Consider the following 23,685-nt stretch of genomic DNA (forward strand, 5'->3'; position numbering starts at 1 on the left):
CGAAGGCGTGACAGCCAGTTCGAGCGGCCCGACCCTGATGGATCACCATGAGCCGCCCCTCTCCGCGCCACTTACGTTGTCCTTCGACTACACCCGTTCAGTCGGACCCACGCTCGGTAAGTTCTTCACCGCGTTGCGCGACCGGCACATCCTGGGGGTACGCGGGTCAGATGGCCGGGTGCATGTGCCACCGGCCGAATACGACCCGGTCACCTATGAACCGCTGGGCGAAATGGTACCGGTGGCCAGTGTCGGCACCGTCGCCTCGTGGACCTGGCAGCCGGAGCCGCTGGCGGGCCAACCGCTGGACCGCCCGTTCGCTTGGGCGCTGATCAAGCTGGACGGCGCCGACACGCTGCTGATGCACGCCGTCGACGCCGGCGAACCCGGCGCGATCCGCACCGGCAGCCGGGTCCATGTGCGCTGGGCCGACGAGACCGTCGGCGCGATCACCGACATCGCATACTTCAAGCTGGGCGACGAGGCAGAGCCCGTCGCGGAATCGGCGAGCGATCAGGATCCGGTGACGATGATCATCACGCCGATCGAGATGACGATCCAGCACACCGCCTCCCACGAGGAGAGCGCATACCTGCGGGCGATTGCCCAAGGCAGACTCCTGGGCGCCAAGACCGGCGAACACGGGAAGGTCTACTTCCCCCCGCACGGTGCCGACCCCGCCACCGGGCTGCCGACCACCGACTTCGTCGAACTGCCCGACAAGGGGACGGTGACGACCTTCGCGATCATCAACATCCCGTTCCAGGGCCAGCGCATCAAACCGCCCTACGTCGCCGCCTATGTGTTGCTCGACGGCGCCGACATCCCGTTCCTGCATCTGGTCGCCGACGTCGACGCGAATGAGGTACGGATGGGGATGCGCGTCGAAGCGGTGTGGAAGCCGCGCGAGGAGTGGGGATACGGGATCGACAACATCGAGTATTTCCGGCCGAGCGGTGAGCCGGACGCCGACTACGACACCTACAAGCACCACCTGTAAAGGGCTTAATCTGCAATGAGCGCTCGCAACGTTGCGGTCGTCGGCTTTGCCCACGCGCCGCATGTCCGCCGCACCGACGGCACCACCAACGGCGTCGAGATGTTGATGCCATGCTTCGCCCAGCTCTACCAGGATCTGGGGATCACCAAGGCCGACATCGGGTTCTGGTGTTCCGGCTCCTCGGATTACCTTGCCGGACGCGCGTTTTCGTTCATTTCGGCGATCGACTCGATTGGCGCGGTGCCGCCGATCAACGAGTCGCACGTCGAGATGGACGCGGCGTGGGCACTTTACGAGGCCTACATCAAAATCCTCACCGGCGAGGTCGATACCGCGCTGGTTTACGGCTTCGGCAAACCCTCTGCGGGAGTCCTGCGGCGTGTCTTGTCGCGGCAGACCGACCCGTACACCGTCGCGCCGCTGTGGCCGGACTCGGTATCGATGGCGGGACTGCAAGCCCGCATAGGGCTGGAATCGGGCAAGTGGAACGAATTGCAGATGGCACGCGTTGCGTTCGACTCGTTCGCAAACGCACGGCGGGTTGACTCGGTGGAACCGGCAGTCAATGTCGAGGAACTACTCGAACGGCCGTTCTTCGCCGACCCACTGCGCCGGCACGACATCGCCCCGATCACCGACGGCGCCGCGGCCATCGTGCTCGCCGCCGACGACCGGGCGCGCGAGTTGCGCGAAAACCCGGCCTGGATCACCGGTATCGAACACCGCATCGAATCCCCGTCCCTGGGCGTGCGCGACATCACCGAGTCGCCGTCGACGCAGGCAGCGGCCCGAGCGGCCACCGGGGGAAACACCGGCAACCTCGACGTAGCCGAGATTTGCGCGCCGTTCACCCACCAGCACCTGATCCTCGCGGAGGCAATCAGGATCCCCGGAAAGACGAAGGTGAATCCGTCCGGCGGCGCGCTGGCGGCCAACCCCATGTTCGTCGCCGGCCTTGAACGCATCGGCTTTGCGGCGCAGCATATCTGGAATGGTTCGGCACGGCGGGTGCTGGCGCACGCGACCAGCGGGCCCGCGCTGCAACAGAATCTGGTCGCGGTCATGGAGGGTAAGAACTGATGGCCGGCGCAGGAGCGAATCTGGCCGCGGTACTGGGTACCGGCCAGACAAAGTATGTGGCCAAGCGCCAGGATGTCTCGATGAACGGCCTGGTACGCGAGGCCATCGACCGGGCCCTGGCCGATTCCGGCTCGACGTTCGACGACATCGACGCTGTGGTCGTCGGCAAGGCGCCCGATTTCTTCGAGGGCGTGATGATGCCGGAGCTGTTCATGGCCGATGCTGTGGGTGCCACCGGCAAGCCACTGATCCGGGTCCATACCGCGGGTTCGGTCGGTGGATCCACCGGCGTGGTGGCGGCGAGCCTGGTGCAGTCCGGCAAGTACCGGCGCGTGCTGGCGATGGCCTGGGAGAAGCAGTCCGAGTCAAATGCGATGTGGGCGTTGTCCATTCCGATCCCGTTCATCAAGCCTGTGGGGGCGGGCGCGGGCGGCTATTTCGCCCCGCACGTGCGTTCGTACATTCGCCGCTCAGGCGCACCGTTGAACATCGGCGCCATGGTCGCGGTCAAGGACCGGCTCAACGGCGCCCGCAACCCGCTGGCACATCTGCACCAGCCTGACATCACCGTGGAGAAGGTGATGGCGTCGCCCATGCTGTGGGACCCCATCCGCTACGACGAGACCTGCCCGTCCTCCGACGGCGCCTGCGCGGTGGTGATCGGCAATGAGGAAATCGCCGAAGCGCAACTGGCGCAAGGGAATCCGGTGGCGTGGATCCATGCCACCGCGCTCCGTACCGAGCCACTGCAATTCGCCGGGCGCGACCAGGTCAGCCCACAGGCCGGGCGCGACGCGGCCGCCGCGCTGTGGAAGGCGGCCGGCATCACCAGCCCGATCGACGAGATCGACGCCGCCGAGATCTATGTGCCGTTCTCCTGGTTCGAGCCGATGTGGTTGGAAAACCTAGGATTTGCCCCTGAAGGGGAGGGCTGGAAGCTCACCGAGGCCGGCGAGACCGCGATCGGCGGCCGACTACCGGTGAACCCGTCGGGCGGTGTGCTGTCGTCGAACCCGATCGGTGCCTCGGGGCTGATCCGCTTTGCCGAGGCCGCGATCCAGGTGATGGGCAAGGGCGGGGACCACCAGGTGCCGGGGGCGCGAAAAGCCTTGGGGCATGCCTACGGTGGTGGCTCACAGTATTACTCCATGTGGGTGGTCGGCAGCGACAAGCCGGCAAAGGAAGTCGGATGAGCCAACAGCAGACCAAGGTCAAGCACCCCGCGCACGAGGCCGGCCGTCGCTCCCGCGAGGCGGTGCAGGCCAGGGACAAAGAGGCCTGGCTGGCGGTGTTCGCCGACGACGCCATCGTCGAAGATCCCATCGGGCCATCGGCTTTCGACCCCGAAGGCAACGGTCATCGCGGGCGCGACGCAATAGCGGCGTTTTGGGATCGGGCCATCGCCCCTACCGACAAGATCGAGTTCGTTTTTCGCGATACCTATCAATGCGGCAACGAAGAAGCCAACGTCGGGCACATCCTCATCACGACGGGCGATTACCAGATCACCGCGGAAGGCGTGTTCACCTATAAGGCGGATGACGCGGGCCGACTGGTCGCGTTGCGCGCCTACTGGGAGATGGAACGCGCCGCAGCGTCGGCGCGGAAGGTGTTGAGCTGACGCCGATTGTGAATCTGACGACGCGACATGCCGGTGGAGCGTCGCAAACTTCACAGTCGGGCGGCCGAGCTGCCCACCCCCAGGCCGAGCTCGTAATCGTCAGAGTCGATCCATCTCGCGCGCCATGAGCGCGTTTTCCAGGAACGTGTAGCGCCGGGCGTGGTGGCGTCGCTCCGGACGCGTCGACTCCGGTGAGACCGCGAACAAGCGCCGCATCGCTGCCACGAAACCGGCATTGCGTGTGCGCCGAGTCGGAGCTGACAGCGCCGCCGCGGTGCTGAATCGCACCTGTTGCTCGGTGATGAGCGTGGGGGTGCGCAGTTCAACGTCGTTGAGCTGGAAGGTGTCGTCTGCTTTCGGCAGAGTGGTCGAAGGGTTGGACATATCGGTTCACCTCGTGCTGGCTGCGGAAACTTTCTTGACCGCAACGATCCGGGTGCGACTTGGCACATGCTTGGCGAATCCTTGAAGCCACGCTGTCGAGCACCGACGGGCTAAAGCGGTTCCAGTCCCGCCAGATGCCGCTGAGCCAGCTCGCGGTAGGCCTGCGGGTTGAGGTTGATCCACATCTCGGCCCCGGTTCCAGCGATCGGCCCCTTCACCTGAGCGGGCGCGCCCATGGCCAGTACGCCGCCCGGTATTTGAGTGCCGGCCACCACCAGCGAATGGGCCGCGATCATGCTGCGGGCGCCGATGACCGCGCCGTCCAGCACGGTGGCGTGGTTGGCGATCAGGGCCTCCGAGCCGACGTGCACCCCGTGAATGACGCACATATGCGCCACCGTCGCTCCCGGTCCGATGTCGACGGGGATACCGGGCGGTGCGTGCAACACCGATCCGTCCTGTACATTGGCGCCTTCCCGCACCACGATCGGCCCGTAGTCCCCGCGCAACACGGCGTTGAACCACACCGAGGCTCCCGCCTCGACGGTCACATCGCCGATCAGGGTGGCGGTCGGGGCGACGAAGGCGCTGGGGTCGATGCGCGGCGCCCTACCCTCGAAAGCAAACAGCGGCATCGTCTAGATATACCGCAGGCATTGATACGCCCCGAGCCAACACAGCGCGACCCGCCGTCGTTGCGCTCGCCAGTCCCAAAACTGTAACGTGTTCTAGTTAGAGGCCAGAAACTTGGAGGTGACCAGGTGAGTACCGACACCGTCGGCGTCCGGGAGATCGATTCCGGCACGTTGCCGACCAGGTATGCCCGCGGCTGGCACTGCCTGGGCGTCGCGAAGGACTACTTGGACGGGAAACCGCACGCGATCCAGGCGTTCGGCACCAAGCTGGTGGTTTTCGCCGACTCGCAAGGCGAGCTGAAGGTCCTGGACGCCTACTGCCGACACATGGGCGGCGACCTGTCCGAGGGCACCATCAAGGGCGACGAGGTGGCCTGCCCATTCCACGACTGGCGCTGGGGCGGTGACGGCCGGTGCAAGCTGGTGCCGTACGCCAAGCGCACGCCCCGAATGGCTCGCACCCGGTCGTGGACCACTGATGTGCGCAGCGGCTTGCTGTTCGTCTGGCACGACCACGAAGGCAATCCGCCGGACCCGGCAGTCAGAATCCCCGAGATTCCGGAGGCGGCCAGCGATGAATGGACCGACTGGCGGTGGAACAGCATCCTCATCGAGGGTTCCAACTGCCGCGACATCATCGACAACGTCACCGATATGGCGCACTTCTTCTACATCCACTTCGGGTTGCCGACGTATTTCAAGAACGTCTTCGAGGGCCACGTCGCCTCGCAATACCTGCACAACGTGGGCCGGCCCGACGTCGACGATTTGGGCACCTCTTACGGCGAAGCGCACCTGGACTCGGAAGCGTCCTACTTCGGGCCGTCGTTCATGATCAACTGGCTGCACAACAAATACGGCGATTACAAGGCCGAATCAATCCTGATCAACTGCCACTACCCGGTGACCCAGAACTCTTTCGTGCTGCAGTGGGGAGTCATCGTCGAAAAGCCAAAAGGCATGGACGAGAAGATGACTGACAAGCTGTCCCGGGTGTTCACCGACGGGGTCAGCAAGGGCTTCCTGCAAGATGTCGAGATCTGGAAGCACAAGACCCGGATCGACAATCCGTTGCTGGTCGAAGAGGACGGCGCGGTGTATCAACTGCGACGCTGGTATGAGCAGTTCTATGTCGACGTGGCGGACATCAAGCCGGAAATGGTGGAGCGCTTCGAGATTGAGGTCGACACCACGCGCGCCAACGAGTTCTGGAACGCCGAGGTCGCGGCAAACCTGAAGGCGCGCGATGCGGAGCCGGCCGCCGACGAAGTGCCCGCCGAGCAGCACTGACCGCTATGTCCGACGTACCGGGGGTTCCCGACGTCGATCGGCTGGCCCGGTCGATGCTGCTATTGCATGGTGGCGGTCACGATCATGACGGAGCATCCCCGGCGGACGGCCGCGCTGGACCCTGGTCTAAGTCAAGAGATTTCGCCGACGACCCGCAACGCGCAGCTGCCGTCCGCGAGGCCAGCCGCGCGGACCGTGAGCGCTATCTGACCTCCGGTCTGCGGCCAGTGGATTGCCGCTTCTGTCATGTGACGGTCACGGTCAAAAGGCTGGGACCCGGTCATACTGCGGTGCAATGGAATAGCGACGCATCGCAGCGATGCGCATACTTCGCCGAAGTGCGTGCCTCCGGTGGAGATACCGCTCGCACCAGGGCCTGCCCGAGGCTGAGTGACAGCATCGAGCACGCCGTCGCTGAGGGCTATCTGGATCCCGACACGGACGACAGCTAGTCAATTGCCCTGGGGCAGTTTCGTTATCGCTTCGAATGCTTCGACGAACACCGCAGCGATGTCGCTGTCGTGCGCGCTGGTCATAGGCTTCTTTTGTAGCAGCACGCGTTGTACGCCGATGCCCAGGAGCAGCGCCGTGACCATGTCGGCGCGAATCCTGCGGTGGTCCGCGGTGATCCGCTTGGTCAGGTTGCGGGTGAGGCCCGCATCGAGTTGGGAATTGAGGCGGGCCACCACCGCCGGATCCCCGCTGGACCGTAGCAGTGCGAACAGAGGGGCATCGATATCTTGGCGGGCCGCGAGCACGCGTGCAATCAATTGCCGTCCCAGCGTATCGTCGCTGGCGTTTCGGATCTCGTCGACGTTCTCGGAGACGTCGGTGGCTTGCATGAACAGCTGTTGCTTGGAGCCGAAATAGCGGCGTACCAGGGTCACATCCACCCCCGCTTGAGCCGCCACCTCGCGAAGGCCGACCGCGCTGTAGCCATGGCGGAGAAACAATTCCCGCGCCGCGTGTAGCAGCCGAGATCTGGTGGCAGCGGCATCGCGGCGACGGGGCGGCACATCGGCGGAATTTTTGCGCTGCTGGCTCATGTCCACGACTGTAGACATCATCCTGACGAGGGCGCTAGTATTGGCGTTATGTCTACGACTGTAGACATAACTTGGGCGATAAGGAGGTGGCTATGACCGGAGTCATGCTGGTCAAACAACGCGTCGCCAGCATCGACCGATGGCAGGCCGTGTTTCGCGATCCCGCACTCGATGCCGTTCGGCGACGACACGGCTTGGTGGTGACCGGCACCTATGTGGACGGCACCGACCCGAATGTCGTCATCGTCGTCATGGACATGGAGAACTTCACTGCCGCAAAGCAGTTCGCGACATCAGCGGAGCTGGCCGCAGCGCGCGAACGGGCCGGCGCGGTCGGGGATCCCGACGGTGTGTGGTTCGGGCCGCAACGAATCGAGGCCTAATGCGTGGGCACCGTGAATGTGTCACAGCCCGGCGAAGCGCTCCTTGACCGCCTCAACCGAGAGCCCATAGTCAGCAAGCGAATACGTGTGCTTCGGCGCGCGCTCGCCGGATTGACTCTGAGCATGGCTGTCAGCCATCGCTTGCCGGGCCTCCTCGGTGAGCGTCAGGCCGAAATGGCGGTAGATGTCGGCCACCGTGCCGAGCGGGTCGGAAATCAAGTCGCGATAGTCGACGTCATAGAACTGGGCCGGATCATATTTGGCGCGAGCGGTGTTGAACCGCTCCAGGCCCCGCGACCAGGTATCCATCGCATCAGCGCCGATCTGGGCGCCGACGAACGTCGTCGACCAGCCGTCGGCGGTGTGCTGAGCCAGCGAACACATCGACGCCATGATGGTCTCGACCGGCCGGTGGGTCTGCACCACCAGCGCGTCGGGGTAGGTCGCCATCAACGCGTCCAGCGCGAACAGATGGCTGGGATTCTTGAGCACCCAACGCTTTTCAGCGTCGTTAAGCCCGATCAGCTGCAGGTTTTTGCGGTGCCGTTGATACGACGGCGTCCAGTCCTGCTTGGATAGCCAGTGCGCGTAACTGGGTAAATGCGCCAGCGTCTCATAGGAGACCGAATGCAGTGACTGCCGCAGCAGCTGCCAGCATTCCTCGAGCTCGTATGCCGCCATGAAATGCAGGCCGGTGTAGCCGGGGTTCTCGGCGTGATGGCGGTTGAACTGCTCGTCGAGTTGGCGATACAACGGGTTCGACTCCCAGGTTTCCCGCGGCGGCCGCGGCTGGGGGAATTCGGCCAGCCACATATGCAGTCCCTGATGGGCCGGGTCGGCGCCGAGCAGCCGATGCAGTGCCGTCGTGCCGGTACGGACCAGGCCGGTGACGAAGATAGGCCGTTCGATGACGACGTCAGCGTACTGCGGATACTGCTTCCACGCGGATTCGGACAGCAGTCTGGCCACCAGCGCGCCACGCAGGAAGAACCGATTCATCTTGCTGCCCAACGGGGTTAGATTGGCTTCCCGCCGATACGAGTCCAGCAGCACCTGCAGCGCTTCGCGGTAGTTGTCGTCGTCGGTGCCGAAATCGTCGAGCCCGGTCAGCTTGGTCGCCGATGCATGCAGTTCGTCGACCGTGCCGATATCGGTGCGATCGCTCATTAGTTGTGGTACTCCCCGCAGTTGACGTCCAAGGTTTGCCCGGTGATGCCGCTGGACAGGTCGCTGGCCATGAACAGGATGGCCGACGCCACCTCGTCCTCGGTCGGCAGCCGCTTGAGGTCGGAGTTGGCGGCGGTGGCCTGGTAGATCTGGTCCACCGTGGTGCCGTACTTGCCGGCTTGATGGTTGAAGTAGCTCTGTAAGGTGTCGCCCCAGATATAGCCGGGTGCAACGGAATTGACCCGGATACCCTTCTCGCCAAGCTCGGTGGCCAGCGAGTGCGACATGGCCAGCAGTGCCGATTTGGCCATCTTGTACGCGCCGTACTTCGCTTGGGAGTGCCGCAGGACCATGGAGTTGACGTTGACGATCGAGCCGTGCGACTCCGCGAGGGCAGGCGTGAAGCCCTGAATGAGACGCAATGCCCCGAGCGCGCTGAGTTCGATCGCGTCCCGGATGTGCTGAAACGTGGTGCCCGCCAACGGTTTCATCGACGGCACCCGGAACGCGTTGTTGATCAGCACGTCCACCTTGCCGTAGGACTCCAGCGCGGCGTCGACGAGGTTGCTCACCTGGTCGTCGTCGGTGATGTCGGTGGGCACCGGCACCGCCCGGCGTCCGGTGTCGACGATCTGCTTGGCGACGTCGTCGAGCCGCTCCGCGCTGCGGGCCGCCAGCACCAGGTCGGCGCCCTCACGGGCGCACCGGTGCGCCAGTGTGGTCCCAAGTCCGGGCCCGACACCGCTGATCACGACCACTTTGTCCGCGAGCATTCCGGTCACCGTCATCCCAGCATCCTTGCCGCAATTTGTTGTTGGCGCAGTGCAATTCGTGCGCGCCAATCATCGTCGGAAATCTTGTTGTGTTCCAGATACGGCAGCGCGGCCGAAACCGCGTCGAAGTCGACGAGTTCGACGGTGGGCCCGTCGGCGTCGGTGAGCTCACGCGATACCCGCTGCCAACGGAACTGCAGGAAGCCGCGCCGATGACCGAGCGTTTCCACCCAGTTGGTCACCCCGGGATTCTGGTCGGCGACGACGATGCGGACCTTGCCATCCGGATCCGCTTGAGCCTGAGTGTTGTTCAACGATGTCTGATGGTTGATGTAGTCCAGCGAGATGTACCACATGCTACCCAGTTGGAAACCCAGGTAAGGGGCATCGCTTACCGGCACCGTGATCACCAGCGCCTGGTCGGGACGCAGCTCGAAATGCCCGACCGACGAATACTGCGTGGCCAGCCCGCCCGGGGTCAATCGCGGCGGGACCATGGTGTTGACCGGGATCTTGAGATAGAACCACTGCGGAAACTGCAGCCACGTCTTCACCCTGTTGACGAGTTGCTTTCCCGCTGTGGCATAACGCTTTTCGATGGTTTCTCGGGTCAGCGGGGGTGGCGCGGTACCTGCGGTGTCCAGTCGCGAGATGGCGAGCGTCCCACGCTGCGCGGACCAGTCACCGTATACCTCGCGGATCACCAGTTGGCCGGGGCTGGTGGGCCGCAGGCGCCACTCGAAGCTGCCGTCCTCGGCGATATCGAGTTCCCGGTCGTCGAACGCAGCCTGGCTGGCGGGCACATTGTCGTCGGTGTACTCGCCGCCCAGCAGCTGGAAGCTCAGGTCGGTGGTGGTGCCGCGTTTACCGGTGACCACATAATCGCGGTCGGCCTGAACCCGGGTGCCGAAGTAGAGGGTGTCGGGGTTGTCCAGGCCCATCTTGGTGAACGGCCCCGTCCCCGACTGTAGGAAAGGGTGGTCACGCTCGTAGTCGAATGCCAGATGCATACAGCCGGCGATGCACCCGGCCAGGTATTGCAGTCCCTCAAGCAGGTCGGCTTCGGTCTCGATGTGCGGTGCGGCGGCCACCAACTGCTCGGCCTCCGCGATCGCAGCGGTAAGCGGATCGGAGAACACGCCTAGACGCTAGAACGTGTTCTACTTTTTCGTCAATGGCGAACATTCTCGCGTGTCGCGGGCGGCGTTCACCGACGAGGCCGACTCACTAGGGGGCGCACTGCTGCGACAGGTCGATCAGATGCTGCCGCACATCGGGATGCCGATTCAGGTAGTCCATGACGTTGCCGTTGCCGCCCTCTGCCTGCGATCTGGCCTGCAACTGCTGGTGCAGGTCGGGATGCCGCTGCAGGTACTGGTCGATCGATTCACCCACGGTCTTGTTGCATGGCGGATCCGCGCTGGCCACCGGCAACGCAATCATCACCGAAGCTGCGGCAGCCAGCATTCCACCGGCGAGCAGACGGTACGGCCCGCGGCGACGTCGGCCGATTGTGTTGGATGTCGTACCCATGCGGGTCAGGTTACCCGCAGTACCTTTGCGCCAGCTGTGCGCGACGGACCCGCTAGCGGGTAGCTGCGGCGCCGCTTTCTTGCTCCCGTTTGATCTCTAGCGCGATGTCGATGAGTTGGTCTTCCTGGCCGCCGATGAGCTTGCGCTGACCGGCGCGGTGCAGCAGTTGGTGGGCGGGCACCCCGTAGCGTTCCGATTGGCGCACGGCGTGCTTGAGGAAGCTGGAGTAGACCCCGGAGTACCCCATGATCAGGGCGTTGCGGTCGAGCAGGCATTCAGCGGGCATGGCCGGTCGCACCACATCCTCGGCGGCATCGGCGATGTCGAAGAAGTCGATGCCAGTCTTGACGCCAATCTTGTCGAATACCCCGATCAGCGCCTCCACCGGCGCGTTGCCCGCACCTGCGCCGAACCGGCGGCATGAGCCGTCGATCTGCTTGGCGCCCGCGCGGACGGCCTCGACAGAATTTGCCACACCCAAGCCGAGGTTTTCGTGGCCGTGGAAGCCGACCTGGGCGTCGTCACCCAGCTCGGCGACCAGTGCCGCGACCCGGTCGCGCACCCCTTCCAGCACCAACGCCCCGGCCGAGTCGACGACATAGACGCACTGGCAGCCGGCATCAGCCATGATCCGGGCTTGAGCCGCCAGTTTCTCCGGCGGAATGGTGTGCGCCATCATCAGGAAACCGACCGTCTCCAGGCCCAGGTCGCGAGCGAACCCGAAATGCTGGATCGAGACGTCGGCTTCGGTGCAGTGCGTGGCGATCCGGCAGATCGACCCGCCGTTGTCCTGAGCCTCCTTGATGTCTTCCTTGGTGCCCACCCCGGGCAACATCAAAAAGGCGATCTTGGCCTCTTTGGCGGTTTCGGCGGCGAGCTTGATCAGCTCCTGCTCGGGAGTCTTGGAAAACCCGTAGTTGAAGCTCGAGCCGCCAAGCCCGTCACCATGGGTGACCTCGATGACCGGCACACCCGCGGTGTCTAGGGCGGCCACGATGGCGCCCGCCTCGTCCTTGGTGAACTGGTGGCGTTTGTGGTGCGACCCGTCTCGCAGCGACGTGTCGGTCATCCGGACGTCCCAGACCGGGTTGAAGAAGATGTCGGTAGTCATCGCTGCACCCCTCCTGCGGTTGCCGACAAGGTTTCCTTGGCGATCTCCTCGCCCACTTTGGTGGCCGCCGCGGTCATGATGTCGAGGTTTCCCGCATACGGGGGCAGATAGTCTCCGGCGCCCTCGACCTCGACGAACGTGGTCACCACCGCCCGGCCACCGGAGTTGATCGACGGCTGGTCGAACTGCGGCTCGTTGAGCAACCGATAACCCGGCACGTAACTCTGCACCTCGGCCACCACCTCGTGGATCGAGGTGGCGATCGCGTCGGTGTCGGCGTCCTCGGGGATGGCGCAGAAGATGGTGTCGCGCATGATCATCGGCGGTTCGGCGGGGTTCAAGATGATGATCGCCTTACCGCGCTTGGCGCCGCCGATCGTTTCGACGCCCTTGCTGGTCGTCTTGGTGAACTCGTCGATGTTGGCCCGGGTGCCCGGCCCCGCAGACACCGAGGCGACCGAGGCCACGATCTCGGCATACGGCACCCCGCCCAGGTCGGCGACCGCGCGGTTCACCGCGTACACGATCGGAATCGTCGCCTGTCCCCCGCAGGTGATCATGTTGACGTTCGGGGCGTCAAGATGTTCGCGCAAGTTGGCCGGCGGGATCACCGCCGGGCCCACCGCGGCCGGCGTCAGATCGATCGCCCGGATGCCTGCGGCCGCGTACTTCGGCGCCGCATCCTTGTGCACATACGCGCTGGTGGCCTCGAACACCAGATCGGGTTTCTCGGGCTGGCCCAGCAGCCAGTCGACGCCTTCGTGGGTCGTTTCCAAGCCCAGCTTGCGGGCGCGCGCCAGGCCTTCGCTGTCCGGGTCGATGCCGACCATCCAGCGCGGTTCCAGCCACTCCGACCTAAGCAGCTTGTAGAGCAGGTCGGTGCTGATATTTCCCGAACCCACAATCGCAACACTGGCCTTAGCAGGCATGATGCTCCTTACTCGACGGTCGCGACCCGCCGCTGTATTCAATTGCTCGCGACCCGCTGCGCCCGGCTACGCCGCGCTTGCGATCGCTCGTTATTCAAACGACAAACGAACCGCGCCCAGACCGGCGAACTCGGCGATGAACTCATCACCGGCGCGGGCGTCGATCGCTCGTGTGCACGATCCGGGTAACACGATGTCACCTTTGCGCAGGCGCACGCCGAAACTTTCCACCTTGCGGGACAACCATGCCACCGCCGTGACCGGATTGCCCAGCACCGCGTCGCTGCGGCCCTGCGCGACCACCTCGCCGTTGCGGGTCAGGGTCGCGTCGACGGCCTTGACATCGATGTCTGCCGGCGGTACCCGCGCCTTACCCAGCACAAAGCCCGCCGACGACGCATTGTCGGCGATCGTGTCGCACAGCGCGATCTTCCAGTCGGTGATCCTGGTGTCGATCAGCTCGATGGACGGGACCAACGCCTCGGTCGCGGCCAGGACATCGTCCTCGGTGCAACCGGCCCCCGGCAGGTCGGCGGCCAGGATGAAACCCACCTCCACCTCGACCCGCGGGTACAGATACCTGGCGGCCTTGACCGGGACGTCCTCGAAGACCTCCATCTCGTCGAGCAAATGCCCGTAATCGGGCTCGTCGACGCCCATCATCTGCTGCATAGCCTTCGACGACAGGCCCACCTTGTGACCCACCACCCGGGCGCCCTCGGCCACCCGCTGACGGATGTTGATCAGCTGGATCTCATACGCGTCGACGACGTCGATGTCGGGGTAACCGGCCGTCAACGGGGCAATCGGCTCCCGGCTCCGCTCAGCCTGGGCCAGGTCGGCGGCCAGCTCGTCGCGGACCGCAACTGAGAGCATTTACCGAAGTCCCCTCGTCTTACCGGAGTGATCGTGACCGGGCCAGTAGCGCCTAACCCGGGCAATTCTATAACGTGTTCTACATGACAGCACAGGAGTACGACGTCGTCGTGGTCGGAAGCGGCGGCGCCGGCATGGTCGCTGCCCTCACTGCCGCCCACCGAGGCCTCTCGACAGTAGTCATCGAAAAAGCCTCCCACTACGGCGGGTCAACCGCGCGCTCGGGCGGCGGCGTGTGGATTCCCAACAACGAGGTCCTCAAGCGCGACGGGGTCAAGGACACGCCTGAGGCGGCGCGTACCTATCTGCACGGCATCATCGGTGACATCGTCGAACCGGAACGCATCGACACCTACCTCGAGCGCGGACCGGAGATGCTCTCCTTCGTCCTCAAGCACAGCCCACTGAAGATGTGCTGGGTGCCGCGCTATTCCGACTACTACCCCGAGGCGCCGGGTGGTCGGCCGGATGGTCGTTCGATCGAGCCGAAGCCGTTCAACGCCCGCAAGCTCGGCCCCGACGAAGCCGGGCTGGAGCCTGCGTATGGCAAGGTTCCACTCAATGTCGTTGTGATGCAACAGGATTACGTGCGGCTGAACTTGCTCAAGCGTCACCCGCGCGGTGTGCTGCGCAGCCTGAAGGTCGGCGCCCGCACCATGTGGGCGAAGGCGACCGGCAAGAACCTCGTCGGCATGGGACGGGCGCTGATCGGTCCGTTGCGAATTGGGTTGCAGCAGGCCGGGGTTCCGGTTGTGCTCAACACGGCGCTCACCGACCTCTACGTCGAGGACGAGGTGGTGCGCGGCGTCTATGTCCGCGACACCACGGCGTCGGAATCGGCTGAGCCGCGACTGATCCGCGCTCGGCGCGGGGTCATCTTGGCGTCGGGTGGCTTCGAACACAACGAGCAGATGCGAGTCAAGTACCAGCGCGCCCCCATCACCACCGACTGGACGGTGGGCGCCAAAGCGAACACCGGTGAAGGAATCATCGCAGGCGAAAAGCTAGGCGCAGCACTGGATTTGATGGAAGACGCCTGGTGGATCCCGACGGTACCCCTAGCGGGCGCGCCGTGGATCGCGCTGTCGGAACGCAACTCACCGGGCGCGATCATGGTCAACATGTCGGGCAAGCGGTTCATGAACGAATCGATGCCCTACGTCGAGGCCGGTCATAACATGTACGGCGGGAAATACGGCCAGGGGCCCGGGCCCGGTGAGAACATACCCGCCTGGCTGGTGTTCGACCAGCAATACCGGGATCGCTACATCTTCGCGGGACTGCAGCCAGGACAACGTATTCCACGCAAGTGGCTGGAATCCGGCGTCATCGTCAAGGCGGACACACTGGAGGAGCTTGCCGAAAAGGCCGGGCTGCCCGCCGCCGAACTGGCCGCGACCGTGCAGCGTTTCAACGGCTTTGCCCGCTCAGGGGTTGACGAGGAGTACCACCGCGGCGAAAGCGCCTACGACAGGTATTACGGAGACCCCACCAACAAGCCCAATCCGAACCTCGGTGAGATCAGTCATCCGCCGTATTACGCCGCCAAGATGGTGCCGGGTGATCTGGGCACCAAAGGTGGGATTCGCACCGACGTCCACGCTCGTGCGCTGCGCGACGACGGCAGCGTCATCGAAGGTCTCTATGCGGCAGGCAATGTCAGCGCTCCGGTGATGGGACACACCTATCCCGGCCCGGGCGGCACCATCGGTCCGGCCATGACGTTCGGCTACCTGGCGGCGCTGCACATCGCTGAGACTGGGAAGGCCTGACATGCCGATCGACGTCGACGTCGCGCTGGCCGCGGTGCTGGAGCCCATCGAATTCTCTTGGACCAGCAGTGATGTGCAGCTCTACCATCTGGGTCTGGGTGCCGGCGCGGATCCCATGGACCCCCGCGAGTTGCGCTACCTGGTGGACGACACCCCGCAGGTGCTGCCGACGTTCGGCAATGTTGCCGCCACCTTCCACCAGACCACGCCGCCCACCGTGCGGTTTCCCGGCATCGATATCGAGCTGAGCAAGGTGCTGCACGCCAGCGAGCGGGTGGAAGTGCCTGCGCCGCTTCCCCCTTCGGGCTCCGGCCGGTCGATGACCCGGTTCACCGACATCTGGGACAAAGGCAAGGCCGCGGTGATCTGGAGCGAAACACAGGTGACCGCACCCGACGGCACATTGCTGTGGACGCAGAAGCGGTCGATCTACGCCCGCGGCGAGGGCGGATTCGGCGGCGACCGAGGACCGTCGGGGTCGTCGGATGCCGCACCGGAGCGGGACCCGGACATGAAAGTCGCGATGCCGATTCTGCCGCAGCAAGCGCTGCTGTATCGGCTGTGCGGCGATCGCAACCCATTGCACTCGGATCCCGAATTCGCCGCTGCGGCAGGCTTTCACCAGCCCATCCTGCACGGCCTATGCACGTACGGCATGACGTGTAAAGCCATCACCGACGCGCTCTTGGACGGAGACGCGGGTGCTGTCGCCGCTTACGGCGCACGTTTCGCGGGCGTAGCCTTCCCTGGCGAGACACTGCAGGTCAACATCTGGAAGGGCGAAGGCCGTTTCATAGCAAGCGTTGTCGCGCCTTCGCGCGACAACGCCGTCGTGCTCTCCGGCGTCGAGCTGGTGCCGAAGTAGGTTAGCAGACGCCAGGCTGCCCAACTCTACGGTTTTGGCAGCCTTTGCGTTTCATCGGCCGGACGGTCGGCGGCACATTGTCGGTAGGCCGTCCGGAGTATGCAGTCGGCGGTGAGGAATGCAGGTTTCTTGCGATCCGCAGCGTCGATAGGCAGGTCGGCAGCGCAGCGCAACACCATCAGGGCCAACGCGCTGTATGTGGCGTACGGAACTATCAGGAGGTTGACGCAGGCGTCGCACCCCTTGACCGTCATGACGTGCTGGCGTTTGCCTTCCCATCCCGGACAGTTGAAGTCGGGCGGAGCCTGTATAGGTGACCAGTTCACGTTGACGGAACTGATGTTCCCGAGCTGCGGGGTAAGCACCGCGACTAGGCCGGGCAATTCGTTGGAGATGCGATGCACGCGTGGCCACCAGGCGCCGTCGATCGCCCGGCCGAGGTCGCGAGCCACCGATAGCCGGATGGCCGTAGTGCGGCGTCGGCGCTCGACCATATAGTTCATGGCCGGCGCGCGAGGTTGGGACGATCCACGGGCGGTTCCTTCGCGGTCGGCGTCGAACGCCCCGCGTGCGCAGGGCGGCCGGAGGAATCACATTGCCCGTGCGTGTCATTCGCGGGAAATACCACGGGACACCGCTGACAACGAAACAACTCGGGTCTCACCATACGCCGTCCGCTGCTCGGCGGCCAACGGACGCGGGGTTGGGTGCTCGACATTGCGTTCGCGAATGTGGACCAGAGCATGGCCGCAGGTTGGCCGTTCCGAGGATGTTGAGGATTCAGGGTAGTGTGGGGTAACCGACGTGAGGATGATGACATGGCCCTATCTAGCTGGCAGGATGCACCGGAGATTCATCCGTCGGAGATAAGGGTCGGTGACGTCATCGGTGCGACGCGCCCCGGGCAGCTGCGATTTACGGTCAAGCTAATCGGGGCGCCGCACAAGATTCCCAGGCAATGGACATTCTTCGGCCGTGATGACCAGGGCCTGCAACATACCAGCACGTTCGGAGAGAACGAGCTGGTCCGCAGATTCCCGAAGTAGGGTGAACAGACGTAAAATTCCCCAAACCTCGGTGTTTTGGGGGATTTTACGTCTGCTCGGCGAGTTCAGCCCAGGATCAAACCAGAGGTCGGCACGCCCGTCCCCGCGGTGACGAGCACATGCTCGACACCGGGCACCGGGTTCACCGAAGTGCCACGCAGTTGCCGCACGCCTTCGGCGATGCCGTTCATGCCGTGGATGTAGGCCTCGCCGAGCTGACCGCCGTGGGTGTTGATCGGAAGCCGGCCACCCACCTCGATGGCTCCGCCGGCGATGAAGTTCTTGGCTTCACCCCGCTCGCAGAATCCCAACTCCTCCAACTGAATCAGCGTGAACGGCGTGAAGTGGTCATAGAGCACCGCGGTCTGGATGTCGGCCGGCGAAAGTCCGGACTGCTTCCACAACTGCCGCCCCACCAGACCCATTTCCGGCAGTCCTAATTCGGGCCGGTAGTAGCTGACCATCGTGTACTGGTCAGGGCTAGAACCCTGCGCCGCCGCCTCGATGACGGCAGGGCGCTGCTTGAGGTCGCGCGCCCGCTCCACCGATGTGACCACGATTGCCACCGCACCGTCCGTCTCCTGGCAACAGTCCAGCAGTCGCAACGGCTCGGCGATCCACCGCGAGTTCTGGTGATCCTCAATGGTTATCGGCTTTTCGTAGAAATAGGCCTTCGGGTTGTTGGCGGCGTGTTTGCGGTCGGCCACCGAGATGGCGCCGAAATCCCGGCTGGTCGCACCGGAGAGATGCATGTACCGCCGGGCGATCATAGCGACCTGAGCCGCGGGTGTAGACAGCCCGTGCGGATAGGAGAAGGAATTGTCGGCGGCAGTTGAATCCGCTTGGGCCCCAGCATCTCCCACCAGACGAGTCTGAACCTGACCGAACCGCATGCCGGACCGCTCGTTGAATGCCCGGTAAGCCACCACCACGTCGGCCACGCCGGTGGCAACGGCCATCGCCGCATGCTGCACGGTCGCACATGCCGCACCGCCGCCATAGTGGATCTTGGAGAAGAACTTCAACTCGCCGATACCGGTCGCACGTGCGACGGCTATTTCGGTGTTGGTGTCCATGGTGAACGTGGTCAGCCCGTCGACATCGGCCGGACTGAGCCCGGCGTCGTCGAGTGCGTCCAGCACCGCCTCGGCCGCCAGTCGCAGCTCGCTGCGGCCGGAGTTCTTGGAGAAGTCGGTGGCACCGATCCCGACGATGGCCGCCTTACCGGACAACATCTAGGCGTCCCCCATCGTCAGCGTCACCGTCGCGATGACATGATTGCCAAGGCTGTTGGCGCCCAGCACTTTTACCGTGATCAACCCATCGTCCACCGCGGTCACCTCGCCGGAGAAGGTCACCGTGTCGTAGGCGTACCACGGCACGCCCAACCGTAGGCCGATCGACTTGATCAGCGCCGACGGCCCAGCCCAATCGGTGACATAACGCTGCACCAGCCCGGTGTCCGTAAGGATGTTGACAAAGATGTCCTTGGAGCCCTTGGCGACGGCTTTGTCCCGGTCGTGATGGACGTCCTGAAAGTCACGGGTAGCCAACGCCGTCGAGATGATGAACGTCGGGTCCCCATACAGTTTCAGCTCGGGCAGCGCCGTGCCCACTTCCACCACCGGCGTGCTCATGCGTCAGCCTCCCAGGCGTATAGCGCCCATTCCGGGCCGCTGCTGCCCGCCGGGAAGTCGATATACGTTGCGCGGACCGGCATTCCGATCGTGACCTCAGCGGGCTCGACGTTACGGAGCTCACCCAGCATCCGGACGCCCTCCTCCAGCTCGACCAAAGCGATAACGAACGGCAAAGTGCGGCCGGGCACCTTGGGCGCGTGATGCACCACGAAGCTGAACACCGTGCCGCGACCGCTGGACACCACGTAGTCGATCGGCGCGGCGGCGTCCTGCCACACCGCCGGTACGGGCGGGTGTTGCAGACTCCCGTCCGCGAGCCGCTGGATCCGCAGTTCGTGTGCCTTGACCCCGTCCCAGAAGAACGCGGTGTCGCGCGATGACGACGGCCGCATCAGGGCGTCGGGGTCGAGATCCTCAGGCACCGAACTACGCGCGGCACCGTCCGCGGGCTTGAATTTCAAGATACGCCAGTTCATCTCGGCCACGTCTTCGTCGCCGACGCGCCAGATGATGTGCTGGTTGATGAAATAGCCCTCGCCAAGCGCGGTCTGCTTGGGCCCGACCACGTCGCCCATCTCGGCGGTGATGCTGACCTGCTCGCCGGGCTGCAGGTACCGGTGGTAGGTCTGTTCGCAGTTGGTGGCGACGACGCCGATATACCCGGCCTCGTCGAACAACTTCATCATGGGGCCCATGGGATCGTCGTCCGGGCGGGAGCCGCCCAGTCCGAACATGGTCCAGACCTGAATCATGGCCGGCGGCGCCACAATTCCCGGGTGACCGGCGGCGCGGGCGGCGTCCTCGTCCACATAGATCGGGTTACGGTCGCCAATCGCCTCGACCCAGTTGTTGATCATCGGCTGGTTCACCGGATCGCGGGCCGCCCGCGGCTTGGCGGCACCGGCCGCCTTGATCTCCGCGACGGCGTCCTGAATGTCGGTCCCGCCGGTCATCGAGGCACCCTCGGCACCTTGAGGCCCGACGCGGCGATCATCTCGCGCATCACTTCGTTCACTCCTCCACCGAAGGTGATCACCAGGTTGCGTTTGGTCTGGACGTCGAGCCAATTGAGCAGCTCAGCGGTGGCCGGCTCCGCCGGATTACCATACTTGCCGACGACCTCCTCCGCGAGGCGTCCGATGTACTGAATCCGCTCGGTGCCAAACACTTTCGTCGCCGCGGCATCGGCCACGTTGATGTCCTCGCCCGCGGCCGCCACCTGCCAATTGAGCAGCTCGTTGATTCGCCACATCGCATGGATTTCGCCAAGCGCACGCTTCACGTCGTGGTGGTCGATCGGCGTCACGCCATCGCCGCCCGGCTTGGAAGCCCACGCACGTAGCCGGTCGTAGATGCCTGCGACGCGGCCCGCCGGGCCCAACATCACCCGCTCGTTGTTGAGCTGAGTGGTGATCAGCCGCCAGCCGCCGTTCTCCTCACCGACCAGCATGTCGGCCGGCACCCGCACGTCGTTGTAGTAGGTGGCATTGGTGTGGTGCGCGCCGTCGGACAGGATGATCGGCGTCCAGGAATACCCTGGATCCTTGGTGTCGACGATCAGGATCGAAATACCTTTGTGTTTCACGGCATCCGGGTCGGTGCGGCACGCCAGCCAGATGTAGTCGGCGTCATGCGCGCCGGTGGTGAAGATTTTCTGGCCGTTGACAATGTAGTGATCGCCGTCGCGGACGGCCGTGGTGCGCAAGGATGCCAGGTCGGTGCCCGCGTCCGGCTCGGTGTAGCCGATCGCGAAGTGCACCTCACCGGCGAGAATGGCCGGCAGAAACTTTTTCTTCTGCATTTCGCTGCCATACACCTGCAGGGTGGGGCCCACCGTTTGCAGCGTCACCGCCGGCAACGGCACGTCGGCCCGATGCGCCTCGTTGACGAAGATCTGCTGCTCGATCGGACCGAAGCCCAAGCCGCCGAACTCCTTTGGCCATCCGACGCCGAGCTTGCCGTCTTGGCCCATCCGCCGGATCACCGCGCGGTAAGCCGCGTTGTGGCGGTCCTGCTCCATCGCCTTCATCTCGTCAGACGAGATCAGGTTCGAAAAGTATTGGCGCAGCTCGGCTTGCAGCTGGCGCTGCTCCGGCGTCAGGTCGATGAACATTGCACTCCAAGGAGATCCAGGCGATGAGATGGCCCACCCAGCAGCCGGGTCAGGTCTTTGATCGTGGAGTAATAGCGGTGCATCGGATACGTGACGTCCATCCCCATCCCGCCGTGCAGGTGATGGCAGATCTGCATCACCGGCGGCGCCTGCGAGGTCACCCAATACCCGAGCACGTCCAAGTCGTCTTCGGCGGCAGCGGCGGGCCGGCCTTCTTCAGATAATTGCCAGATCACCGACTTCGCCGCCAAATCGATGGTGCGCGAAGCGATGTAAACCTCCGCGAGCTGCGCGGCGACGGTCTGGAAGGTCGACAGTGGCTTGCCGAACTGCTTGCGGTTGGCCACATAGTCAGCGGTCAAGCGCAGCGCCCCCGCGACCAGCCCGTTGGCGTAGGCACCGATGGCCGCCAACGCCAATCGGTTGACCCGATGGGGTGCCGCGCCGGCCAGGACATCGGAGCCCGGCACCGCCACGTCACCGAAAGTCACGACGTACTCCTCGGAGCCGTTCGACGTCGGCGTCCGAACCAGTTGCACCCCATCGGTTTTCGGCGACACCACCACGACCGCGCTGTCGGCCGTCACCAGCATCCAGTCGGCTTGTTCGGCGTACGCCACCGCGACTTTGGTACCGGACAACCGACCGTCGGCGAAGGTGGTTGCCGGCCGGCCGGGCAGGGCCGCACCGGGTTCGTTGAGTGCGGCGGTCAACACACCGCCCTTGCCGACTCCGGCCAAGAACCGATCCTGTTGCTCATCGGAAGCCAGGTCCAGCAGCGGCACCACGCCAAGACCCAGCGTGGCAAGTGCCGGCGTGATGGCACCATGGCGCCCCACTTCGGTCAGCACCGTGCCCACTTCGGCCAGCCCGACACCGTCACCGCCGAGTCGTTCGGGGACCGGCAGCGCGGTTATGCCGCCGTCGACAAGCGCCTGCCATGAGACGTCTCGCTCCAGTGCCGACGTGACTACGTCGGCGACGGCTTGCTGCGTCGCCGTCGGGTCGAAATCCATCAGTGATTCACCGGGCACTTTCCGGTGTAGTCCACCTGCCAGTGCTTGATCCCGTTGAGCCAGCCGGACCGCAGCCGTTCGGGCGGCGAAAGCGGCTTGAGGTCTGGCATGTGGTCGGCCACCGCGTTGAAGATCAGGTTGATCGTCATCCGGGCCAGGTTAGCGCCGATGCAGTAGTGCGCACCGGTACCACCGAAGCCGACATGGGGGTTCGGATTGCGCATGATGTTGAAGCTGAATGGGTCCTCGAAGACCTCTTCGTCGAAGTTGGCCGAGCGGTAGAACATCAGCACCCGCTGGCCCTTCTTGATCTGGACGCCGGACAGCTCGTAGTCCTCCAGCGCGGTGCGCTGGAAGCAGGTGACCGGGGTGGCCCACCGGACAATCTCGTCGGCTGCGGTCTCCGGCCGCTCCTTCTTGTACAGCTCCCACTGCTCGGGGAATTCGGCGAACGCCATCATCCCCTGCGTAATGGAATTACGGGTGGTCTCGTTGCCGGCTACCGCGAGCATCACCACGAAGAAGCCGAACTCGTCGTCGGAAAGCTTCTCACCGTCGATGTCGGCCTGGATCAGCTGCGTCACGATGTCGTCGCCCGGATTCTTGGCTCGCTCCTCGGCCATCTTCATCGCGTAGCCGATCAACTCCGCCGACGACATCTTCGGGTCGATATGGGCGTACTCGGGGTCGTCGTTCCCGGTCATCTCGTTGGACCATTCGAAGATCTTGCCGCGGTCGTCCTGCGGCACACCCAGCAAACCCGCGATCGCCTGCAGCGGCAGCTCGCAGGAGACCTGCTCGACAAAATCGCCGGAGCCGGCGGCGGCCGCCGTTTGGGCGATTTTCTGAGCACGCTCATTGAGCTCCTCGCGCAGTCGCTCGACGGCGCGCGGCGTGAAACCGCGGGAGATGATCTTGCGCAGCCGGGTGTGGTGCGGCGCGTCCATGTTGAGCATGACGAACCGCTGGACCTCGATGTCTTCGCGGGCGATGTCGTTGTTGAAGCGAGGTATGACCCCGTTCTCGTAGCTGGAGAAGACGTCGCTGCGCCGCGACACCTCCTTGACGTCGTTGAGCTTGGTGACGGCCCAGAAGCCGCCGTCGTGGAAGCCACCTCCATTGCCGGGGGCCTGCTCGTTCCACCAAATCGGGGCGGTCGCGCGCAGTTCGGCAAACTCCTCGACCGGGATCCGCTCGGCATAGATGTCGGGGTCGGTGAAATCGAACCCGGGGGCGAGATTGGGACTGGGCACGCTACTTCTCCTTACTGCTGGCTGCGCCGATTCGCGAATTGCTGGCACTAGCTGTACTAGTTGCGCTCTGCTGCCAGTAAAACATGCCGTAACCGCAGGACAAAAGACCTGTCGAGCCGTCGGAGCTATCCTCGCTTGTCATAGTAATGAAA

27 protein-coding genes are annotated in these 23,685 nt (G+C 64.5%); 10 read left to right on the forward strand and 17 right to left on the reverse strand.

Going from position 1 to position 23,685, the window contains the following annotated elements; genetic code table 11:
• Window positions 1-7 precede the first annotated feature (7 nt).
• From AC5Y2L_RS15400 to AC5Y2L_RS15415, 4 genes are read left to right on the forward strand one after another with little or no spacing between them, the layout of a single operon-like run.
• Window positions 8-1,000 carry a Zn-ribbon domain-containing OB-fold protein gene (locus tag AC5Y2L_RS15400; RefSeq protein WP_499935248.1) on the forward strand — a complete coding sequence of 331 codons (993 nt, stop codon included), beginning with the start codon at window positions 8-10 and terminating at the stop codon, window positions 998-1,000.
• A 15-nt stretch (window positions 1,001-1,015) separates the two neighbouring features.
• Window positions 1,016-2,080: a thiolase family protein gene (locus AC5Y2L_RS15405; RefSeq protein WP_499935249.1), complete on the forward strand. Its 1,065-nt coding sequence runs from the start codon at window positions 1,016-1,018 to the stop codon at window positions 2,078-2,080.
• Window positions 2,080-3,273, forward strand: a complete 1,194-nt coding sequence (locus tag AC5Y2L_RS15410; RefSeq protein WP_499935250.1) for a thiolase family protein — start codon at window positions 2,080-2,082, stop codon at window positions 3,271-3,273. Before AC5Y2L_RS15405 ends, AC5Y2L_RS15410 begins: the two co-directional genes overlap by 1 nt.
• A complete protein-coding gene (locus tag AC5Y2L_RS15415) occupies window positions 3,270-3,701 on the forward strand; it encodes a nuclear transport factor 2 family protein (protein WP_499935252.1) in 432 nt (143 codons plus the stop codon). Before AC5Y2L_RS15410 ends, AC5Y2L_RS15415 begins: the two co-directional genes overlap by 4 nt.
• 99 nt (window positions 3,702-3,800) lie before the next feature.
• Here AC5Y2L_RS15415 and AC5Y2L_RS15420 read toward each other — a convergent pair whose 3' ends face one another.
• Together AC5Y2L_RS15420 and AC5Y2L_RS15425 are read right to left on the reverse strand one after the other, a co-directional pair.
• The gene (locus tag AC5Y2L_RS15420) at window positions 3,801-4,085 is read right to left on the reverse strand and encodes a hypothetical protein (protein WP_499935253.1); all 285 of its coding nucleotides are present in this window, start codon (window positions 4,083-4,085) and stop codon (window positions 3,801-3,803) included.
• Window positions 4,086-4,195: 110 nt separating this feature from the next.
• Window positions 4,196-4,720, reverse strand: coding sequence for a gamma carbonic anhydrase family protein (locus tag AC5Y2L_RS15425; protein ID WP_499935255.1), 525 nt, complete (start codon window positions 4,718-4,720; stop codon window positions 4,196-4,198).
• 126 nt (window positions 4,721-4,846) lie between these two features.
• On the opposite strand from AC5Y2L_RS15425, the gene AC5Y2L_RS15430 reads away from it, so the two are divergent.
• Window positions 4,847-6,010: a 3-ketosteroid-9-alpha-monooxygenase, oxygenase component gene (locus tag AC5Y2L_RS15430; protein WP_499935256.1), complete on the forward strand. Its 1,164-nt coding sequence runs from the start codon at window positions 4,847-4,849 to the stop codon at window positions 6,008-6,010.
• A gap of 5 nt (window positions 6,011-6,015) precedes the next feature.
• A complete protein-coding gene (locus AC5Y2L_RS15435) occupies window positions 6,016-6,462 on the forward strand; it encodes a hypothetical protein (RefSeq protein WP_499935257.1) in 447 nt (148 codons plus the stop codon).
• Here AC5Y2L_RS15435 and AC5Y2L_RS15440 read toward each other — a convergent pair whose 3' ends face one another.
• Window positions 6,463-7,056, reverse strand: a complete 594-nt coding sequence (locus AC5Y2L_RS15440; RefSeq protein ID WP_499935258.1) for a TetR/AcrR family transcriptional regulator — start codon at window positions 7,054-7,056, stop codon at window positions 6,463-6,465.
• Window positions 7,057-7,148: 92 nt separating this feature from the next.
• Between AC5Y2L_RS15440 and AC5Y2L_RS15445 the strand changes: the two genes are divergently transcribed.
• A complete protein-coding gene (locus AC5Y2L_RS15445; RefSeq protein WP_499935260.1) occupies window positions 7,149-7,439 on the forward strand; it encodes a hypothetical protein in 291 nt (96 codons plus the stop codon).
• A 21-nt stretch (window positions 7,440-7,460) separates the two neighbouring features.
• On the opposite strand, the gene AC5Y2L_RS15450 is transcribed toward AC5Y2L_RS15445, so the two are convergent.
• From AC5Y2L_RS15450 to AC5Y2L_RS15480, 7 genes are all read right to left on the reverse strand, one after another.
• The gene (locus AC5Y2L_RS15450; protein ID WP_499935261.1) at window positions 7,461-8,606 is read right to left on the reverse strand and encodes a sulfotransferase family protein; all 1,146 of its coding nucleotides are present in this window, start codon (window positions 8,604-8,606) and stop codon (window positions 7,461-7,463) included.
• A complete protein-coding gene (locus AC5Y2L_RS15455; RefSeq protein ID WP_499935457.1) occupies window positions 8,606-9,388 on the reverse strand; it encodes an SDR family oxidoreductase in 783 nt (260 codons plus the stop codon). Before AC5Y2L_RS15455 ends, AC5Y2L_RS15450 begins: the two co-directional genes overlap by 1 nt.
• 2 nt (window positions 9,389-9,390) lie before the next feature.
• Complete coding sequence (locus AC5Y2L_RS15460) at window positions 9,391-10,518, reverse strand: hypothetical protein (protein WP_499935262.1); 1,128 nt, start codon at window positions 10,516-10,518, stop codon at window positions 9,391-9,393.
• 88 nt (window positions 10,519-10,606) lie between these two features.
• Window positions 10,607-10,912, reverse strand: a complete 306-nt coding sequence (locus AC5Y2L_RS15465) for a hypothetical protein (protein ID WP_499935264.1) — start codon at window positions 10,910-10,912, stop codon at window positions 10,607-10,609.
• Between the two features lie 52 nt (window positions 10,913-10,964).
• Window positions 10,965-12,023, reverse strand: a complete 1,059-nt coding sequence (gene dmpG, locus AC5Y2L_RS15470; protein ID WP_499935266.1) for a 4-hydroxy-2-oxovalerate aldolase — start codon at window positions 12,021-12,023, stop codon at window positions 10,965-10,967.
• The gene (locus tag AC5Y2L_RS15475) at window positions 12,020-12,952 is read right to left on the reverse strand and encodes an acetaldehyde dehydrogenase (acetylating) (protein ID WP_499935267.1); all 933 of its coding nucleotides are present in this window, start codon (window positions 12,950-12,952) and stop codon (window positions 12,020-12,022) included. The genes dmpG and AC5Y2L_RS15475 overlap by 4 nt, the downstream gene beginning before the upstream one ends.
• 90 nt (window positions 12,953-13,042) lie before the next feature.
• Window positions 13,043-13,828 (reverse strand): 2-keto-4-pentenoate hydratase, encoded by a 786-nt coding sequence (locus AC5Y2L_RS15480; RefSeq protein WP_499935269.1) that lies wholly within the window; start codon window positions 13,826-13,828, stop codon window positions 13,043-13,045.
• 83 nt (window positions 13,829-13,911) lie between these two features.
• Here AC5Y2L_RS15480 and kstD point away from each other — a divergent pair, with 83 nt between their 5' ends.
• Both kstD and chsH3 read left to right on the forward strand, forming a co-directional pair.
• A complete protein-coding gene (gene kstD, locus AC5Y2L_RS15485; RefSeq protein ID WP_499935270.1) occupies window positions 13,912-15,600 on the forward strand; it encodes a 3-oxosteroid 1-dehydrogenase in 1,689 nt (562 codons plus the stop codon).
• Between the two features lies 1 nt (window position 15,601).
• Entirely contained in the window at window positions 15,602-16,465 is an 864-nt protein-coding gene (chsH3, locus tag AC5Y2L_RS15490) for an enoyl-CoA hydratase ChsH3 (RefSeq protein WP_499935271.1), read from the forward strand.
• Between the two features lie 26 nt (window positions 16,466-16,491).
• On the opposite strand, the gene AC5Y2L_RS15495 is transcribed toward chsH3, so the two are convergent.
• Window positions 16,492-16,968 (reverse strand): DUF5994 family protein, encoded by a 477-nt coding sequence (locus tag AC5Y2L_RS15495; RefSeq protein WP_499935273.1) that lies wholly within the window; start codon window positions 16,966-16,968, stop codon window positions 16,492-16,494.
• A 315-nt stretch (window positions 16,969-17,283) separates the two neighbouring features.
• Between AC5Y2L_RS15495 and AC5Y2L_RS15500 the strand changes: the two genes are divergently transcribed.
• Window positions 17,284-17,511 carry a hypothetical protein gene (locus AC5Y2L_RS15500; RefSeq protein WP_499935274.1) on the forward strand — a complete coding sequence of 76 codons (228 nt, stop codon included), beginning with the start codon at window positions 17,284-17,286 and terminating at the stop codon, window positions 17,509-17,511.
• A 65-nt stretch (window positions 17,512-17,576) separates the two neighbouring features.
• Here AC5Y2L_RS15500 and ltp2 read toward each other — a convergent pair whose 3' ends face one another.
• From ltp2 to AC5Y2L_RS15530, 6 genes are read right to left on the reverse strand one after another with little or no spacing between them, the layout of a single operon-like run.
• Window positions 17,577-18,746, reverse strand: a complete 1,170-nt coding sequence (gene ltp2 / locus AC5Y2L_RS15505; protein ID WP_499935275.1) for a 17-hydroxy-3-oxo-4-pregnene-20-carboxyl-CoA lyase — start codon at window positions 18,744-18,746, stop codon at window positions 17,577-17,579.
• Complete coding sequence (locus AC5Y2L_RS15510) at window positions 18,747-19,148, reverse strand: MaoC family dehydratase (RefSeq protein WP_499935277.1); 402 nt, start codon at window positions 19,146-19,148, stop codon at window positions 18,747-18,749. It lies immediately after the preceding gene.
• The gene (locus AC5Y2L_RS15515) at window positions 19,145-20,104 is read right to left on the reverse strand and encodes a bifunctional MaoC family dehydratase N-terminal/OB-fold nucleic acid binding domain-containing protein (RefSeq protein ID WP_499935278.1); all 960 of its coding nucleotides are present in this window, start codon (window positions 20,102-20,104) and stop codon (window positions 19,145-19,147) included. Before AC5Y2L_RS15515 ends, AC5Y2L_RS15510 begins: the two co-directional genes overlap by 4 nt.
• Window positions 20,101-21,264 carry an acyl-CoA dehydrogenase FadE29 gene (gene fadE29, locus AC5Y2L_RS15520; RefSeq protein ID WP_499935280.1) on the reverse strand — a complete coding sequence of 388 codons (1,164 nt, stop codon included), beginning with the start codon at window positions 21,262-21,264 and terminating at the stop codon, window positions 20,101-20,103. The genes AC5Y2L_RS15515 and fadE29 overlap by 4 nt, the downstream gene beginning before the upstream one ends.
• Entirely contained in the window at window positions 21,249-22,280 is a 1,032-nt protein-coding gene (locus AC5Y2L_RS15525) for an acyl-CoA dehydrogenase family protein (RefSeq protein ID WP_499935281.1), read from the reverse strand. The genes fadE29 and AC5Y2L_RS15525 overlap by 16 nt, the downstream gene beginning before the upstream one ends.
• On the reverse strand, window positions 22,280-23,533 hold the full coding sequence (locus AC5Y2L_RS15530; protein ID WP_499935283.1) for a cytochrome P450: 1,254 nt from the start codon (window positions 23,531-23,533) through the stop codon (window positions 22,280-22,282). Before AC5Y2L_RS15530 ends, AC5Y2L_RS15525 begins: the two co-directional genes overlap by 1 nt.
• Window positions 23,534-23,685: the final 152 nt, after the last annotated feature.

This window comes from Mycobacterium sp. NGS66, assembly GCF_059812225.1.